This is a genomic window from Streptomyces sp. NPDC048258 (assembly GCF_043201995.1).
Taxonomy (GTDB): domain Bacteria; phylum Actinomycetota; class Actinomycetes; order Streptomycetales; family Streptomycetaceae; genus Streptomyces.
Genome location: NZ_JBICZH010000014.1, coordinates 138,257 through 157,531, shown reverse-complemented (window position 1 = coordinate 157,531; position 19,275 = coordinate 138,257). Strand labels below are relative to the sequence as shown.

Here is a 19,275-nt window from a genome sequence, read left to right as displayed (position 1 = left end):
ATGATGAGGATGACGTGAGCACATCGGTGGAACAGGTCGTAGCAGCGCTGCGCAAGTCACTCACGGACAACGAGCGGCTGCGCGAGGAGAACGCCCGGCTCACCGCCGCGAGCAACGACCCGATCGCGATCGTGGCCATGGCGTGCCGCTACCCGGGCGGGGCCGGCACGCCCGAGGACCTGTGGCGGCTCGTCGCCGACGGAACGGACGCGGTGTCCGGCTTCCCGGCCGACCGGGGCTGGGATCCGGGGGTCTACGACCCGGAGCCCGGGGTGCCGGGCAAGTCGTACGCCCGTGACGGCGCGTTCCTCTACGACGCGGCCGAGTTCGATCCGGCGTTCTTCGGGATCAGTCCGCGCGAGGCGCTGACCATGGATCCCCAGCAGCGGCTGCTGCTGGAGATCTCCTGGGAGGCCATCGAGCGGGCGGGGGTCGACCCGGCCAGGCTGAAGGGCAGCCGGACCGGTGTGTACGCCGGTGTGATGTACCACGACTACGCGGACGGCAGCGCGGGCAGTTTCGTCTCGGGCCGCACCGCGTACACGCTCGGCCTCGAAGGCCCTGCGGTCACCGTGGACACGGCGTGCTCGTCCTCGCTGGTCGCGCTGCACATGGCGGCGCAGGCGCTGAGGTCGGGGGAGTGCTCCCTCGCCCTGGCCGGCGGGGTGACCGTGATGTCCACGCCCGACATGCTCGTCTACTTCAGCGAGCAGCGCGGGCTCGCGCCCGACGGCCGCTGCAAGCCGTTCGCGGCGGCCGCGGACGGCACCGGCTGGGGCGAGGGCGCGGGCGTCCTGCTCCTGGAGCGGCTCTCCGACGCCCGGCGCAACGGGCACCCGGTGCTCGCGCTGGTCAGCGGCTCGGCCGTCAACCAGGACGGCGCGTCCAGTGCCATGACCGTCCCCAACGGTCCGGCGCAGCAGCGGGTCATCCGCCAGGCCCTGGCGGACGCCGGGATCTCGGCGTCCGAGGTCGACGCGGTCGAGGCCCACGGTACGGGCACGCGGCTGGGCGACCCGATCGAGGCGCAGGCGCTGCTGGCCACGTACGGGCGCAAGCGGCCCCCGGAGCGGCCGCTGTGGCTGGGCTCCGTCAAATCCAACTTCGGTCACACGCAGGCCGCGGCCGGTGTCGCGGGCATCATCAAGATGGTGATGGCGATGCGGCACGGCGTGCTGCCGCGGACCCTGCACGTGGACGCGCCCTCGGACCAGGTCGACTGGTCGGCGGGGAGCGTGGAACTGCTCACCGAGGCCCGGGAGTGGCGGGCCGAGGGCCGGCCGCGGCGGGCGGGGATCTCCTCGTTCGGGCTGAGCGGGACCAACGCGCACGTGATCGTGGAGCAGGCACCGGCGGAGGCGCCGGTGTCCGACGGGGCGACGGCCGGGTCGCCGCCGCCGGTGGTGCCGTGGCCGGTGTCGGCGAAGACCGCGCAGGCCCTGGCGGACCAGGCGGCGGGACTCCTCGCGAGGGTGGGCGAGGGCGAGGGCGAACACGGGCTCCGGCCGGTGGACGTCGGGTACTCCCTGGCGGGCTGCCGCTCCCTGTTCGAACACCGGGCGGTGGTGGTGGGCGGCCGCGAGAGCGGGCTCGCCGCCCTCGCGGCGGGCGGGGAACACCCCGGGGTGGTGACCGGCCAGGCACGGACCGGCGGGCGGACGGCGTTCCTGTTCACGGGGCAGGGTGCCCAGCGGCTGGGGATGGGCCGGGAGTTGTACGGCTCCTTCCCGGTGTTCGCCGAGGCGTTCGACGCCGTGTGTGCGGAGATCGACCCTCATCTGGGTCGGTCGTTGCGTGAGGTGGTGTGGGGTGAGGACGCGGAGACGCTGAACGCGACGGCGATCACCCAGCCTGCTCTGTTCGCGCTCGAGGTGGCGTTGTTCCGGCTGGTGGAGGCCTGGGGTGTCACGCCCGATGTGGTGGCCGGGCATTCGATCGGTGAGCTGGCCGCCGCTCATGCTGTGGGTGTGCTGTCGCTGGCGGACGCGGCCCGGCTGGTGGTGGCGCGTGGGCGTCTGATGCAGGCGCTGCCCGCCGGTGGCGCGATGCTGGCCGTGCAGGCGACCGAGGAAGAGGTCCTGCCGCTGCTCACCGACGGGGTGGGCATCGCGGCGGTCAACGGCCCGGAATCCGTGGTCGTGTCCGGTGTCGAGGCCGCCGTTCTCGCGCTCGGTGAGCACTTCGCGGCCACCGGTCGCAAGACGAGCCGTCTGTCGGTGTCGCACGCGTTCCACTCGGCGCTGATGGATCCGATGCTGGACGAATTCCGGGCTCTGGCCCGTGAGTTGACGTACTCCGAACCGCGGATCGCGGTCGTGTCCACGGTGTCGGGCGAGCCGAGTCAGGCGTGGCAGTCGCCGGAGTACTGGGTCTCCCAGGTCCGCGAGGCGGTCCGCTTCGCCGACGCCGTCCGCGCCCTGGAACAGCAGGGCGTGACCCGCTTCCTGGAGATCGGGCCCGACGGGATCCTCACCGGACTCGCCCAGCAGAGCGCCGACTCCGAGCAGGCGGTCCTCGTACCGGCCCTGCGCCGCAACCGCCCCGAGCCCGAAGCGCTGGTCGCCGCCCTCGCCAGGCTGCACGTGGACGGCGTACGCGTCGACTGGCGGGCGTACTACGCCGGCACCGGCGCCCGCCGCGTCGACCTCCCCACCTACCCCTTCCAGCGCACCCGGTTCTGGATCGACGCGGTGCGGTCGGCAGCGGCCCACGCGCACCCGCTGCTCGGCGCGGTGGTGACCCTGGCCGACTCGGGCGGCGCCGTCCTCACCGGACGGCTCGCCGTCGCCGCGCAGCCGTGGCTCGCCGACCACGTGGTGCGGGACGTGATCCTCTTCCCCGGCTCGGGATTCGTCGAACTGGCGATCCGTGCGGGCGACCACGCCGGCTGTGACGTACTGGACGAGCTCGCTCTGCACGCGCCCCTCGTTCTCCCCGGGGACGGCGCCGTCGCCGTACAGGTCGTCGTCGGAGCGGCCGACGGGACCGGGCGGCGCACGGTCGGGGTGTACGCGCGGGACGAAAGCCTCCCGGACTCCGACTGGACCCTGCACGCGGAAGGCGTCCTCGCCGAGGGCGTGGACGCGCCCGCCTTCGACCTGGCCGCCTGGCCCCCGCCGGGCGCCGTCCCGCTCCCTCTCGACGGCGCGTACGAGGCCCTGCGCGAGCGGGGACTCGCCTACGGGCCGGCCTTCCAGGGCCTGACCGCCGCCTGGCGGCTCGACGGAGCCGTCTATGCCGAGGTCGCGCTGGACCGGGACGTGGAGGCGGACGCGTACGGGCTGCACCCGGCGCTGCTGGACGCCTCGATGCACGCCGCGCTGGTGGACGGCGCCGATGACGACGACGCCGCCACGGTCCTGCCGTTCGTGTGGAAGGACGTCCGGCTGTTCGCGGTCGGCACGTCGGCGGCCCGCGTACGGATCTCCCGGCCCACCCCGCAGAGCCTCGCGCTGCAGATCGCGGACGCCGGCGGCGCGCCGGTCGCGGCGGTCGGCGGTGTCGTCGGCCGCGCGGTGGAGGAGTCCGGGACCGGTGGCCCGGCCGCGGACCCGCTCTACCGGGTCGTATGGCAGCCGGCGGACTCCGTCTCGTCGGGGGAGTGGACGCGGTGGGAGGACGTACCCGCCGCGGGCCCCGTCGACGGCACGGTCGTCCTGGAGTGCGCGGAGGCCGGCGAGGACGTGCCGTCCGCCGTCCACGCCGTGGCCGACCGGGTCCTGGGGGTGCTGCAGACGTGGCTGGCCGACCAGAGGTTCGCCACGTCGACCCTCGTCGTCGTCACGCGCGGTGCGGTCGCGGTCGGTGACGGCGAGCCGGTCGACGTGCGGCAGGCCCCGGTGTGGGGCCTGGTGCGGGCGGCGCAGGCGGAGAACCCGGGCCGGTTCGTGCTCCTGGACATGGACATGGCCATGGACACCGACATCGACACCGACACGGATGCGGACGGGACCGGGGGCTTCGGCCTCGTACGGGCCCAGGGCGAACCGGAGTCGGCCGTACGCGAAGGCCGGGTACTGGTGCCCCGGCTGGTCCGGGCCGCCACCGCCGCCGGACCCGAGACCGTGTGGGACGCGGACGGGACGGTCCTCATCACCGGCGGTACCGGCGGCCTGGGCGCCCTCGTGGCCCGGCACCTGGCGGCCGAGCAGGGGGTCCGCCGTCTGCTGCTGGTCGGCCGGCGGGGCGCGGACGCGCCCGGTGTCACCGAACTGCTGGGCGACCTCGCCGAGTTGGGTGCCGAGGCCTCGGTCGCCGCGTGCGACGTGTCCGACCGGGACGCCCTCGCTGCGCTCCTGGCCGGGGTGGATCCCGCGCACCCGCTGCGCGGGGTCGTCCACGCGGCGGGCGTACTCGACGACGCCGTGATCACCTCGCTCACCGCCGAGCGCGTCAGCGGCGTCCTCGCTCCCAAGGCGGATGCCGCCTGGCACCTGCACGAGCTGACCGAAGGCCTCGGCCTCACCGCGTTCGTCCTGTTCTCGTCCATCGCCGGCACGCTCGGCTCGACGGGACAGGGCAACTACGCCGCCGCCAACGCGTTCCTCGACGCCCTCGCCGCCCACCGCCGCGTCGGCGGACTGGCCGCCGTCTCCATGGCCTTCGGCCTGTGGGACACGGCGGGCGGCATGGGCACCCGGCTCGGCGCCGCCGAACTGGAGCGGATGCGGCAGGCGGGCACCCCCGCCCTCCCCGCCGACCGCGGCCTCGCCCTCTTCGACGCCGCGCTGCGCTCGGGTGTCGCGGCCACCGTGCCGGTCCGCCTGGACCTCAGCGTGCTGCGCGCCCACGCCGACGAGACTCCCGCCCTGCTGCTCGGCCTCGTACGCACCCCCGGCCGCCGGACGACCCGTACCGGGTCCGGCTCCCCGGCGCTGCGCGGCAGGCTCGCCGGACTGACCGGAGCCGACCGCGCCGCCGCCGTGCTCGACCTGGTCCGTACGACGGTCGCGACGGTCCTGGGGCACGCCTCGGGCGACGCCGTCGAACCCGGGCGCGCCTTCGACGAGCTGGGCTTCGACTCACTGACCGCCGTCGAACTGCGCAACCGGCTCGACGCGGCCACCGGACTGCGGCTTCCGGCCACGCTGATCTTCGACTACCCGACGGCCGAAGCGGCCGCGGCGTACGTCCGGGAACTCCTCGACGGCACCCCGGACGCGAGCTCCGCGCCGGGGGCGGCCGTCGCCGTCCGCGCCACGGACGACGACCCGATCGTCATCGTGGGCATGGCCTGCCGCTACCCGGGCGGGGTGACCACGCCGGACGGCCTGTGGCGGCTGGTCGCCGACGGGGTGGACGCGATCGCCCCGCTGCCCGACGACCGGGGCTGGGATCCGGGGGTCTACGACCCGGAGCCCGGGGTGCCGGGCAAGTCGTACGCCCGTGACGGCGGCTTCCTCTACGACGCGGCCGAGTTCGATCCGGCGTTCTTCGGGATCAGTCCGCGCGAGGCGCTGACCATGGATCCCCAGCAGCGGCTGCTGCTGGAGATCTCCTGGGAGGCCATCGAGCGGGCGGGGGTCGACCCGGGCGTACTGAAGGGCAGCCGGACGGGTGTGTACGCCGGTGTGATGTACCACGACTACGCCGGCGGCACGGCGGGCAGTCTCGTCTCCGGCCGGGTCGCCTACACCCTGGGTCTGGAAGGGCCCGCGGTGACGGTCGACACCGCGTGCTCGTCCTCGCTGGTCGCGCTGCACATGGCGGCGCAGGCGCTGAGGTCGGGGGAGTGCTCCCTGGCACTGGCGGGTGGTGTGACCGTGATGTCCACCCCCGACATGCTGGTCTACTTCAGCGAGCAGCGCGGCCTGTCCACGGACGGCCGGTGCAAGTCCTTCGGTGCGGGCGCGGACGGTACGGGCTGGGGCGAGGGCGCGGGGATGCTGCTGCTGGAGCGGCTCTCGGACGCGCGGCGCAACGGCCACCCGGTGCTGGCGACCGTGCGGGGCTCGGCGCTGAACCAGGACGGCGCGTCGAACGGTCTGACCGCGCCGAACGGTCCGGCGCAGCAGCGGGTCATCCGCCAGGCCCTGGCGGACGCCGGGCTGACGGCGGCCGAGGTGGACGCCGTCGAGGCGCACGGCACGGGCACCCGGCTGGGCGACCCGATCGAGGCGCAGGCGCTGCTGGCGACGTACGGGCAGGGGCGGTCCCAGGGGCAGTCGTTGTGGTTGGGGTCCATCAAGTCCAACTTCGGTCACACGCAGGCCGCGGCCGGTGTCGCGGGCATCATCAAGATGGTGATGGCGATGCGGCACGGGATGCTGCCGCCGACCTTGCACGCGGAGGAGCGCTCGGACCAGATCGACTGGTCGGCGGGTGACGTGGAACTGCTGACAGAGGCGCGCAAGTGGGACGTGACGGACCGGCCGCGCCGGGCCGCCGTCTCCTCGTTCGGACTGAGCGGCACCAACGCGCACGTGATCGTGGAGGAGGCGCCGCAGGAAGCCGTGGCCGAAGCCGCGGCGGAGCCGGCGGCCGGACTGCCCGTCCTGCCGTGGGTGGTGTCGGCGAAGTCCGCGAAGGCGCTGGCCGGCCAGGCCGAGCGGCTGCTCGCGGTGGCGGACGCGTACGGCCCTGAGGACATCGGGCACGCCCTCGCCACGTCGCGCGGTGTGATGGAGCACCGGGCGGTGCTCGTGGGCGACGACCGCTCGGGTGGTCTCGCGGCGCTGGCCGCGGGGCACCAGCACCCCGGTGTGGTCAGCGGCGCGGTGGCGAAGGGCTCGACGGCGTTTCTGTTCACGGGGCAGGGGGCGCAGCGGCTGGGGATGGGCAGGGAGTTGTACGCCGCGTTCCCGGTGTTCGCCGAGGCGTTCGATGCGGTGTGCGCGGAGGTCGATCCGCTTCTGGGTCGGTCGTTGCGTGAGGTGGTGTGGGGTGAGGACGCGGAGGCGCTGAACGCGACGGCGATCACTCAGCCGGCTCTGTTCGCGCTTGAGGTGGCGTTGTTCCGGCTGGTCGAGGCGTGGGGTGTGAAGCCTGACCTGGTTGCCGGTCATTCGATCGGTGAGCTGGCCGCTGCCCACGCCGTCGGTGTGCTGTCCCTCGCCGACGCGGCCCGACTGGTGGTCGCACGTGGCAGGTTGATGCAGGCGTTGCCGGCCGGTGGCGCGATGCTCGCCATCCAGGCCACGGAGGAGGAAGTCGTCCCGCTGCTCACCGACGGAGTCGGTATCGCGGCGGTCAACGGTCCTCGGTCCGTGGTGGTCTCGGGTGTCGAGGCCGCGGTGCTGGCCGTGGGTGAGCACTTCGCGGCCACCGGTCGCAAGACCAGCCGTCTGTCCGTGTCGCACGCGTTCCACTCGGCGCTGATGGATCCGATGCTGGACGAATTCCGTGCCATGGCAGCCGAGTTGAGCTTCAACGAGCCCCGTGTCCCGGTGGTCTCCACGGTGACGGGTGAGCTGTCCGACGCGTGGCAGTCCCCGGAGTACTGGGTCGGCCAGGTCCGCGAGGCCGTCCGCTTCGCCGATGCCGTCCGCACGCTGGAGCAGCAGGGCGTCACCCGCTTCCTGGAGATCGGCCCGGACGGGATCCTCACCGGTCTCGCCGCGCAGAGCCTGGACGACGACGCCGTTCTCGTCGCTTCCCTGCGCAGGAACCGCCCCGAGCCCGAGGCGCTGGTCACGGCCCTCGCGCAGCTCCACGTCCACGGCGCCTCCGTCGGCTGGGAGACGTACTACGCCGCAACCGGCCCGCGCAGCGTCGACCTCCCCACCTACGCCTTCCAGCGCACCCGCTACTGGATGACGGCCCCTGCCGCGACCGGTGGAACGGCCGAGACCGGGCAGGTCGGGATCGACCACCCGGTGCTGCGGGCGGCCGTCGAGCTGCCCGACGACGGGGGAGCCGTGCTCACCGGCCGTTTGTCCGCGAGCACCCATGCCTGGATCACCGACCACGACGTCCTGGGAAGCGTCCTGCTGCCCGGCACCGGCTTCGTGGAGCTGGCGGTACGTGCCGGCAGGCAGGTGGGCTGCGGGCTGCTCGAAGAACTCACCCTGCAGGCCCCGCTGATCCTGCCCGACCGGGGCGGCATCGCCGTCCAGGTCGTCGTCGGCCCGGCCGACGGGACGGGGCGCCGGACGGTGGCGGTCCACTCGCGCGCCGACGATCAGCCGGACCTGCCGTGGACCCGCCACGCCGAGGGCGTGCTGTCCCCGCTTCCCGCGGACGCCGGGGAGGCGCTCACCCACTGGCCGCCGACGGGAGCCGAAGAGCTTCCCGTCTCCGCCGCCTACCCGGACCTCGCCGCCGTCGGCTATCACTACGGGCCCGTCTTCCAGGGCCTCAAGGCGGCCTGGCGGCTCGGCGACGCCCTCTACGCCGAGGTGTCCCTGCCGGAGCGGGCCCACGAGGACGCCGCCCGGTTCGGGCTCCACCCCGCCCTGCTCGACGCGGCCATGCACGTCGGCCTGCTCGGCATTCCGGGCCGCGAAGACGGCGGGCAGACCCTGCTGCCCTTCGCCTGGAACGGAGTCGCGCTGCATTCCCCGGGAGCCAAGGCCCTGCGGGTGCGGATCACCCCCGTCGCCCAGCAGGACGGCCTCTCGCTCACCGTCGCCGACGAGCACGGCCGGCCCGTGCTGTCGGTCGAGTCCCTCCTCTCCCGGCCCGTGTCGGCCGAACAACTGAGCGCGGGGACCGGAAACGCGCTGCTCCACGTGGAGTGGCAGCCCGCTGCGGCCACCGCTCCGGCCGCCACGCCCGACACCGTGGTCCTGGACTGTGCCGACGTGCCCGCCACCGCCGACGTGCTCGCGGACGTACGGACCCACGCGCAGCGGGTCCTGGCGGCGGTGCAGGAGTGGCTGGCGGACGAGCGTTCCGACGGGGCGGTGCTGGCCGTGCTCACGCGGGGTGCGGTGGCCGTCGGCGACCATGAGGACGTCGACGTGCGGCAGGCTCCGGTGTGGGGTCTGGTGCGCGCGGCGCAGGCGGAGAACCCCGGCCGGTTCGTGCTGGTGGACACCGATGGATCGGCCGGTCTCGACGTGGCCCTGTCCCTGGGTGAGCCGGAGTCGGCGGTTCGCTCCGGTCGGGTATCGGTTCCGCGGCTGGCGCGGTGGGCGGTCGACGCGGATGATTCCGGGCCCCTGTGGGACAGCGCGGGGACGGTTCTGATCACGGGCGGCACGGGCGGTCTGGGGGCCCTGGTGGCCCGCCACCTCGTGGCCGAGCACGGGGTGCGCCATCTGCTGCTGGCCGGCCGGCGGGGTGCGGATGCGCCCGGCGTCGACGAACTCGTCGCCGATCTGACCGGGTTGGGGGCGCGGGTCTCGGTCACGGCGTGTGATGTCGCGGACCGGGAGGCGCTCGCCGCCCTGCTGGGCGGTGTGGATCCGGCGCACCCCCTGACGGGCGTGGTCCACGTGGCCGGTGTCGCGGACAACGGCGTCATCGGGGCCCTGACCCCCGAGCGGATGGACGCGGTCCTGCGTCCGAAGGCGGACGCGGCCTGGCATCTGCACGAGCTGACCGAGGACCTGGACCTGTCGGCGTTCGTGATGTTCTCCTCCGCCGGCGGTCTGGTACTGGCGGCCGGTCAGGGCAACTACGCGGCGGCCAACGTCTTCCTGGACGCGCTCGCCGCCCACCGCCGGGCGCAGGGCCTGGCGGCCACCGCGATGGCCTTCGGCCTCTGGGACGTCGGTACGGGCATGGCCGCCCACCTCACCGACGCGGACCTGGAGCGCATGCGCCGCGCCGGCACCCCCGCCCTGTCGGAGGCGGAAGCGCTCGCGCTGTTCGACGCCTCGCTGGCCTCGGGTGCGCCGGTGACGGTCCCGCTCCAGGTGGACCCGGCCGCGCTGCGCACCCGTACGGACGAACTCCCCGCGCTGCTCAGGGGGTTGGTCCCCACCACGCGCAAGCGGACCGCCGGTGGGTCCGCGTCCTCGCACGGCGCCCCGCTCGTCGAGCGCATCGCGGGGCAGGACGAGGAGGAGCGGACCCGGATCATCCTGGAGGTCGTACGGGGCCACGCGGCGGCCGTACTCGGCCACGCGTCCGGCGACGCCGTCGAACCCGACCGCGCCTTCGGTGAGCTGGGCTTCGACTCACTCGGCTCGGTGGAGTTGCGCAATCAGCTGAACGCGGCCAGCGGCCTGCGGCTGCCCGCCACACTGATCTTCGACTACCCGAGCGCGGCGGAGGTCGCCGCCTACATCGCCGAGCGCCTGGTGCCCGCCGTACCCGCATCGGGGGTGGACGCCGACCTCAAGAGGCTGGAGTCCCTCCTGATGACCGCCGCCCCGCCCGCCGGCCCCGACAGGGCGCGGCTGGCCGAGCGGCTGCGGGAGCTGGCCGGCCGGCTCGACGGACCACAGATGCACGCCCAGGGGTATGCCACGCCGGAGATCCCGGACCGTGGCCAGGACGACCTGAACGAGGTCACCGCGGACGAGCTGTTCGACATCCTCGACAACGAGCTCGGCACCCCCGCGACCCCCTGACCGCCCGACCCACGGCGGATTCGGCACCCCGGGCCGGGGTGCGTGACAGCTGCACGACAGCCGTCACGCACCCCGGCCTTTCACGTGTTCTCCCCCTCGTCCGCAGGCCCCCGCGGCAGGGGTGGGTTAAGGGTAGGCCGCCCTTCCAGCAGCTCAGTAGCGTTCCCACCGATCAACTGAACGGCCAGGTACGCCAAGTGGGTCGCCACGGTATGTCCGACCAGAGGGAGTAGATCTCGGTGAGCAACGAGGAGCGGCTTCTCGAGTATCTGAAGCGGGCCACATCCGACCTGCGAGACGCCCGTCGCCGCCTCGCCGAGGCCGAGCGCCGCCCTTCCCGTCACGGCGACCCGATCGTGATCGTGGGGATGGGCTGCCGGTACCCCGGCGGGGTCACCACTCCGGAGGAGCTGTGGCAGCTCGTCTCCGGGGGCGTCGACGCCATCGGCGGGTTCCCGGAGGACCGCGGCTGGGATCCCGAGGTCTACGACCCGGAGCCGGGCGCACCGGGCAAGACGTACGCCCGTGAAGGCGGATTCCTGTACGACGCGGCCGAGTTCGACCCGGTGTTCTTCGGGATCAGCCCGAACGAGGCGCTGATGATGGACCCTCAGCAGCGGCTGCTGCTGGAGGTGTCCTGGGAGGCGATCGAGCGGGCCGGCATCGACCCCACCACCCTCAAGGGCAGTTCGACCGGCGTGTTCGCCGGCGTGATGTACCACGACTACGCCCTGGGCCGGGAACCCGGCAGCACCACCGCGGGCAGCGTGGTCTCGGGGCGGGTCGCCTACGCGCTGGGCCTCGAAGGCCCGGCGGTGAGCGTGGACACGGCCTGCTCCTCGTCCCTGGTCGCGTTGCACATGGCGGCCCAGGCGCTGAGGTCGGGCGAGTGCGATCTCGCCCTGGCCGGCGGGGTCACCGTCATGTCCACACCGGACATGTTCGTCTACTTCAGCACCCAGCAGGGCCTGGCCGCCGACGGCCGGTCGAAGTCCTTCGCGGCCTCGGCGGACGGCGTCGCCTGCTCGGAGGGCGCCGGGGTCCTGCTGCTGGAGCGGCTCTCGGACGCGCGTCGCAACGGGCACCGGGTGCTGGCCGTGGTCCGGGGCTCGGCGCTGAACCAGGACGGCGCGTCCAACGGCCTGACCGCCCCGAACGGTCCCGCGCAGCAGCGGGTGATCCGCCGCGCGCTGGCGGACGCCGGGCTGTCGGCGGCCGAGGTGGACGTGGTCGAGGCCCACGGCACCGGTACGACCCTGGGCGATCCGATCGAGGCCCAGGCCCTGCTGGAGACGTACGGGCAGGGCCGCCCCGAGGGCCGGCCGCTGTGGCTCGGGTCCATCAAGTCGAACATGGGGCACAGCCAGGCGGCGGCGGGTGTCGCGGGCGTCATCAAGATGGTGATGGCCCTGCGGCACGGCGTACTGCCGCCGACCCTGCACGTGGACGCCCCGTCGGACCAGGTCGACTGGTCGGCGGGGAGCGTGGAACTGCTCACCGAGGCCCGGAAGTGGGAGGCCGGGGCCGGTGTGCGGCGGGCGGGGATCTCGTCCTTCGGGATCAGCGGGACGAACGCCCACGTGATCGTCGAGGAGGCGCCCGCAGGCGCCGGGGAGCCGGCTGTGCGGGCCGCGCTCCCCGTCGAGCCGTGGGTGCTGTCGGCGAAGACCCCGCAGGCGCTGGCCGCCCAGGCCGGGCGCCTGCGGGGCGCGGACTTCGAGGAGGCCGGGACGGGCGACATCGGGCTCTCCCTGGCCACGTCGCGCACCGCCTTCGCCCACCGGGCGGTGGTGGTGGGCGACCGCGAGAGCGGGCTCGCCGCCCTCGCGGCGGGCGAGGAGCACCCCGGGGTGGTGACCGGACGGATCCGGCGCGGCGGGCGGACGGCACTGCTGTTCACGGGGCAGGGTGCGCAGCGGCTGGGGATGGGGCGTGAGTTGTACGCCGCGTTCCCGGTGTTCGCCGAGGCGTTCGATGCCGTGTGTGCGGAGATCGACCCGTATCTCGGTCGGTCGTTGCGTGAGGTGGTGTGGGGTGAGGATGCGGAGGCGTTGAACGCGACCGCGATCACTCAGCCGGCTCTGTTCGCGCTGGAAGTGGCGTTGTTCCGGCTGGTCGAGGCCTGGGGTGTGAAGCCCGACCTGGTGGCCGGTCACTCGATCGGCGAGCTCGCAGCCGCCCACGCCGTCGGTGTGCTGTCCCTCGCCGACGCGGCCCGACTGGTGGTCGCACGTGGCAGGTTGATGCAGGCGTTGCCGGCCGGTGGCGCGATGCTGGCCGTTCAGGCGACCGAGGAAGAGGTCCTGCCGCTGCTCACCGACGGGGTGGGTAGCGCGGCGGTCAACGGTCCGGAATCCGTGGTCGTGTCCGGTGTCGAAGCCGAAGTCCTTGCGCTGGGTGAGCACTTCGCGGCGACCGGTCGTAAGACCAGTCGTCTCGTGGTCTCGCATGCCTTCCACTCCTTGCTGATGGATCCGATGCTCGACGAGTTCCGCTCCGTGGCGGGGGAGTTGACGTACGGCGAGCCGCGGATCGCGGCGGTGTCCACGGTGACGGGCGACCGTGCCGGGGCGGACTGGACGTCGCCCGAGTACTGGGTCGGCCAGGTCCGCGAGGCCGTCCGTTTCGCGGACGCCGTGCGCGCGCTGGAGCAGGAGGGCGTCACCCGCTTCCTGGAGATCGGCCCGGACGGGATCCTCACCGGTCTCGCCAGTCAGAGCCTCGACGGAGACGAGAGCGCCCACGCCGTTCTCGTACCGGCCCTGCGCAGGAACCGCCCCGAGCCCGAGGCCCTGGTCACCGCCCTCGCCCAGCTGCACGTGGACGGCGTACGCGTCGACTGGGAGGCGTACTACGCCGGCACCGGTGCTCAGCTCGTCGACCTGCCCACCTATGCCTTCCAGCGCACCCGCTACTGGGTCGACGCCGCGGGTTCCACAGCGGGCCCCGCCGCCCAGCCCGTCCACGAGGTCCCCTCGGCCGAGGAGTCCCGGGAGGCCGCCGAGGCCCTGCGGGCCGAGCTCGACGGGGCCGGGGCCGCCGAGAGCGGCCGGATCCTGCTGGCGCTGGTGCGTACGCATGTCGCGGTCGTCCTCGGATACCCCTCCGCCACCGCCGTGGAAGCCGATCTCGCCTTCCGCGACATGGGCTTCGACTCGCTGGCCGCCGTGGAACTGCGCAAGCGGCTCACCGCCGCGAGCGGATGCGATCTGCCCGCCACCCTGATCTTCGACTACCCGACGCCCCGGGCCGCCGCCGCCCACCTCGGCGAGCGGATGGAGGCCGAGCCCGTGGGCGGTGACCCGGCCGCCGCCGCGCTGGCCGAACTCGACCGCATCGAGGCCGTGCTCACCGGATTCCCCGCCACCGGCGGGGACACCGAGGTCATCGGCGCCCGCGCCGACGCGATCACCGCCCGGCTGGAGGCCGTGGTACGCCGCTGGCGCGACGCCCGGGGCGCCGGGCCCGCGGACGACGGCCCGGACTTCGAAACGGTCACCGACGAGGAGCTGTTCGACGTGCTCGACAGCGAATTCGGCATCTCCTAGTGCTGTGGCCGGAAAGGTTTGCCGGGGCGCGGCTCCCCCAGCTACCGCTGGGAGGTGCCCCCAGGTGCGGTGCATCGCAAGGCGGAGGGCCGCGGCTCGTACTGGACGTACTTGCGCGGTCCGACAACGCGGCGAGGTGCCGTGCTTGGGGGTACCTCCCTGGGGTCCCCCCGGACGGAGTCTGGGGGAGGTAGCTGGGGGAGCGTCGCGCTCCGGTGAACCTTTCCGGTCACAGCACTAGCCAGCGATCAGCTCTAGATTGGTTGAGGTTCGATGAGCAACGACGAGAAGCTCCGGGACTATCTCAAGCGCGCCACCACGGAACTCCAGCGCACCCGGCGCCAGTTGCGGGAGGCCGAGGAGCTGCACCACGAGCCCGTCGCCATCGTCGCGATGGGATGCCGCTTCCCGGGCGGCATCGCCTCGCCCGAGGACCTGTGGCACCTGGTGGACGCCGGGCGGGACGCGGTCTCGCTCTTCCCGGACGGCCGCGGCTGGGACATGGACGCCCTGTACGACCCGGAGCCGGCGACGCCCGGCAAGACGTACTGCCGGGAAGGCGGGTTCCTGCACGACGCGGGCGAGTTCGACGCCGACTTCTTCAAGATCAGCCCGCGCGAGGCCCGCGACACAGACCCGCAGCAGCGGCTGCTGCTGGAGGTGTCCTGGGAGGCGATCGAGCGGGCCGGCATCGACCCCACCTCCCTCAAGGGCAGCCGCACCGGCGTGTTCGCCGGTGTGGTGTACCACGACTACCCGGGCGGCGGCGGTACGGGCGGGCTGGCCAGCGTGGCCTCCGGGCGCGTGGCGTACTCGCTGGGCCTGGAGGGCCCCGCGGTCACCGTGGACACCGCCTGCTCCTCCTCCCTCGTCGCCCTCCACCTCGCCGTCCAGTCGGTACGGACCGGGGAGTGCACGATGGCGCTCGCCGGCGGGGTGACCGTGATGGCGAGCCCGGACTCGTTCGTCGGCTTCAGCCAAGACCGGGGCCTGGCCCCCGACGGCCGGTGCAAGTCCTTCGCGGCGGCCGCCGACGGCACCACCTGGTCCGAGGGCGCGGGCATGGTCCTCGTCGAGCGGCTCTCCGATGCCCGCCGCCTCGGCCACCCGGTCCTCGCCGTCATCCGAGGCTCGGCGATGAACTCCGACGGCGCCTCCAACGGCCTCACCGCGCCCAACGGGCCGTCCCAGCAGCGGGTCATCCAGCAGGCACTCGCCTCCGGGCGGCTGACCGCCGCCGACGTCGACGCCGTCGAGGCGCACGGCACCGGGACCACCCTCGGCGACCCCATAGAAGCGCAGGCCCTGATCGCCGCCTACGGCCGCGAGCGGCCCGCCGACCAGCCCCTGTGGCTGGGATCGTTCAAGTCGAACATCGGCCACTCCCAGGCCGCCGCCGGGGTCGGCGGAGTCATCAAGATGGTGCAGGCCATGCGCCACGGCGTGCTGCCGCGCACCCTGCACGTGGACGAGCCGAGTCCCAACGTCGACTGGAGCGCGGGCAGCGTACGGCTGCTGACCGAGCCGATCGCCTGGCCGGACCGCGGCCGCGCCAAGCGCGCCGGGGTGTCGTCCTTCGGTCTGAGCGGTACGAACGTCCACGTCATCGTGGAGGAGGCCCCGGCCCCCGAGCCCGAGGCCGAACCCGATGCGGTGGGTGCCGAGGCCTTCGCCGCCGCCGTCCAGGACGCCCCCCGCCACCTGCCGTTCCTCGTCTCCGCGCGGCGGCGCGAAGCCCTCGCCGCGCAAGCCGCCCGCCTCGCCGACCACGTGGACGCCCACCCGCTCCACCCCCTCGCCGACACCGCCTGGTCCCTGGCCACCACCAGGGCCGCGCTCGAACACCGCGCCGTGGTCGTCGCGGGCACCCACGAGGAGCTGGCCCGGTCCCTGCGCGGCCTGGCCGCCGGCCCCGCCCTCCCCGCGCCCGGCACGGTCACCGCCGCCGCCCGGCCCGACGCGCTGTCGGCCGTACTGTTCACCGGCCAGGGCGCCCAGCGGCTCGGCATGGGACGTGAACTGCACGCCGCCCACCCGGTGTTCGCCCGCGCTTTCGACGAGGCGGTCGCCGCCCTCGACGAGCACCTCGACACCCCCCTGCGCGCCGCCGTGTGGGGCGAGGACAGCGCGCTGCTCGCCGACACCGGCCGTGCCCAGCCCGCCCTGTTCGCCTGCGAGGTGGCCCTCTACCGGCTCATCGAGTCCTGGGGGATCCGGCCCGACTTCCTCGCCGGCCACTCGATCGGGGAACTGGCCGCCGCCCACGTCAGCGGTGTGCTCACGCTCCCCGACGCCGCCCGCCTCGTCGCGGCCCGCGGCCGGCTGATGCGCGGGCTCCCGCAGGGCGGCGCGATGGTCGCGATCGAGGCGACCGAGGACGAGGTGGATCCGCTCCTCACCGCCGCCACCGGCATCGCCGCGCTCAACGGCCCGCGCTCCGTGGTCGTTTCGGGCGAGGAGGCGGACGTCCTGGCCGTCGCCGAGCACTTCGCCGCCCTGGGGCGCAAGACCAAGCGCCTGGCCGTGTCGCACGCCTTCCACTCCCCGCTCATGGAGCCGATGCTCGCCGAGTTCCGCACCGTCGCCGAGAGCGTCGCGTACGGGACCGCCCGCGTGCCGATCGTCTCCACCGTCACCGGCGAGCTCGCCGGAGCGGACGACCTGGCCTCCGCCGACTACTGGGTACGCCACGTCCGCGCGACCGTCCGGTTCTGCGACGCCGTCCGGCTCCTCGCGGACAAGGGCGTCCACACCTTCCTGGAACTCGGTCCCGACGCCGCGCTCACCCCGCTCGGCCCCGGCTGCCTCGCCGCCACGGAGACCGAGGACCGGGACGGGGACCGGGAGGACCCGCCGGTGTTCACCGCCGTCCTGCGCCGCGGCCGCGGCGAGGAGCGCGAACTGGCCGGAGCGGTCGCCCTCGCCCACACCCGCGGGGTCCACGTCGACTGGGCCGCCTACTTCACGGCGGCCGCCGGATCCCGCCCGCACCGCGTGGACCTGCCCACCTACGCCTTCCAGCGACGGAACTTCTGGGCGCAGGCGCAGGCGCAGCCCGGCGCGGCAGCCGCCACCGGGTCCCTCGCCGGCGCCGACCCGGGGGAGTCCCCGTTCTGGGAGGCCGTGGAGCGCGAGGACACCGCGGGACTCGCCGAACGCCTCGGACTCGCCCCCGCCGCCCTCGCCCCCGTGCTGCCCGCACTCGCCACCTGGCGGGCCGGCCGCCGTGAGGCCTCCGCCGTCGACGCGCTGCGCTACCGCGTCGCCTGGGCCCCGGTCGCCGACCCCGCGCCGCCCGCCCCGCTCGACGGCGAATGGCTCGTACTCCACACGGCCGCGCAGCGCTCCCTCGCCGCTCTGCTCGCGGAGGCGCTCACCACGCGCGGCGCCCGGCCCGTACTGCGGGAGACCGGCGGCACGGAGCACCCCGTACTCCCGGAGCAGCTCCCCGCCGACCCGGCCGGGGTGCTGAGCCTGCTCGCCCTGGACGACACCCCGCACCCCGGCCACCCCGAGCTCTCCCAGGGCCTCGCGGACACCGTCGCCCTGCTCCAGGAACTGGCCGCCCGCGAGGTCACCGCCCCGGTGTGGTGCCTGACCCGCGGAGCCGTGGCCACCGACGACGCCGACGCGGCGGCCCGGCCCGTGCACCCCGCGCAGGCCGCCGTCTGGGGTCTCGGCGCGGCCCTCGCCCTGGAGAGCCCCGGGACCTGGGGCGGCCTCGTCGACCTCCCGACCGCGACCGACCCGGCCGCGACCGACGAGGCCTGGTCGGAACGGGTGGCGCTGCGGCTCTGCGACACCCTCTCCGGAGCCACCGGTGAGGACCAGGTCGCCGTCCGCCCCGAAGGCACGTACGCCCGCCGCCTGGTGCGCCCCGCACAGCCCGACCCGGCCGGGCCGTGGCGGCCCCGCGGCACGGTCCTGGTCACCGGCGGCACCGGAGGGCTCGGCGCGCACGTCGCCCGCATGCTCGCCGCCGACGGCGCCGAGCACGTCGTCCTCGTCGGCCGGCGCGGACCCGACGCCCCGGGAGCCGCAGAACTGGCCGAGGAGATACGGGAGTCGGGGGTACGCGTCTCCGTCGAGGCCTGCGACATCGCCGAGCGCGAAGCCGTACGCGCCCTCCTCGCCGGCCTCCCGGACCTCACCGCCGTCGTCCACGCGGCCGGACTGCCGCAGCGCATCGCGCCCCTGGGCGAACTCACCCTCGCCGACCTCGCCGACGTGGCTGCCGCCAAGGTCCTCGGCGCCCGCCACCTCGACGAACTCCTCGCGGACACCCCGCTGGACGCCTTCGTCCTCTTCTCCTCCGGCGCCGCCGTGTGGGGCAGCGCCGGCCAGTCCGCGTACGGCAGCGCCAACGCCTACCTCGACGGCCTCGCCCACCGGCGCCGCGCCCGCGGCCTCGCCGCCACCTCCGTGGCCTGGGGCTCCTGGGACGGCGGCATGGTCGACGCCGAACTGGCCGCCGTCATGCGGCGCATCGGAGCCCCCGCGATGCCGCCCGAACTGGCCGTCGGCGCCCTGCGCCGCATCCTGGCGGGCGGCGCCTCGCACGCCGTGGTCGCCGATTTCGACTGGGAGCGCTTCGCCCCCACCTACGTACTCGCCCGGCCGCGGCCCCTCCTCGACGCGCTGCCCGAGGCGCGGGACGCCCTCGCCCCCGACCCGGCACAGGCCGGCGGCGGGGACGGCGCGGACCTCGGCGGCCGGCTGGCCGGCCTGTCCCCGGCCGAACAGCGGGCGGCCCTGCTCGACCTGGTGCGTACGCACGTGGCCGCGCTGCTCGGCTACGAGGACCCGGCCGAGGTCGCCCCCGACCGCGGCTTCACCGACCTCGGCTTCGACTCGGTCGCCGCCGTCGACCTGCGGACGAGGCTGGTCGCGGCCACCGGCCGCCCCCTGCCCACGAGCATGATCTACGACCACCCCAACCCCGGGGCGCTCGCGGCCCACCTGTGGTCCGAGCTCTGCCAGGACGACACCGCCGGTGAACTGCCGGTACTGGCCCAGCTGGACCGGCTCGAAGAGGCTGCCTCTCTGCTCGCCGCGGAGGAGATCGAGGCCACCCGCATCACCGCCCGCCTGCAGAGCCTGCTGGCCCGGCTGACCGGAACCCTCGACGCGACGGCCGGCGGCGCGCACGGCATCGGCGAGCAGCTGGAATCCGCCTCCGCCGACGACGTCTTCGCCTTCATCGACAACGAACTCGGCCTCACCTGACCGACCGCGCGGCCCGGTCAACGGCCCGATCCGCGCACTGC

General features: G+C 74.4%; 2 protein-coding genes and 1 pseudogene. All 3 read left to right on the top strand.

The features are described from left to right. Positions 1-14: 14 nt before the first annotated feature. Positions 15-10,460: pseudogene (locus tag ACGFYQ_RS28535) on the top strand (SDR family NAD(P)-dependent oxidoreductase); the annotation flags it as partial. A gap of 239 nt (positions 10,461-10,699) precedes the next feature. After that, on the top strand, positions 10,700-14,008 hold the full coding sequence (locus ACGFYQ_RS28530; RefSeq protein WP_393748739.1) for a type I polyketide synthase: 3,309 nt from the start codon (positions 10,700-10,702) through the stop codon (positions 14,006-14,008). A gap of 273 nt (positions 14,009-14,281) precedes the next feature. Beyond that, positions 14,282-19,234 (top strand): type I polyketide synthase, encoded by a 4,953-nt coding sequence (locus ACGFYQ_RS28525; protein WP_393748737.1) that lies wholly within the window; start codon positions 14,282-14,284, stop codon positions 19,232-19,234. The last annotated feature ends 41 nt before the right edge of the window (positions 19,235-19,275 follow it).

Bases quoted from the DNA above. Each gene is read 5' to 3' on its own strand.
- ACGFYQ_RS28525 (WP_393748737.1), top strand. From the start codon at position 14,282: ATGAGCAACGACGAGAAGCTCCGGGACTATCTCAAGCGCGCCACCACG.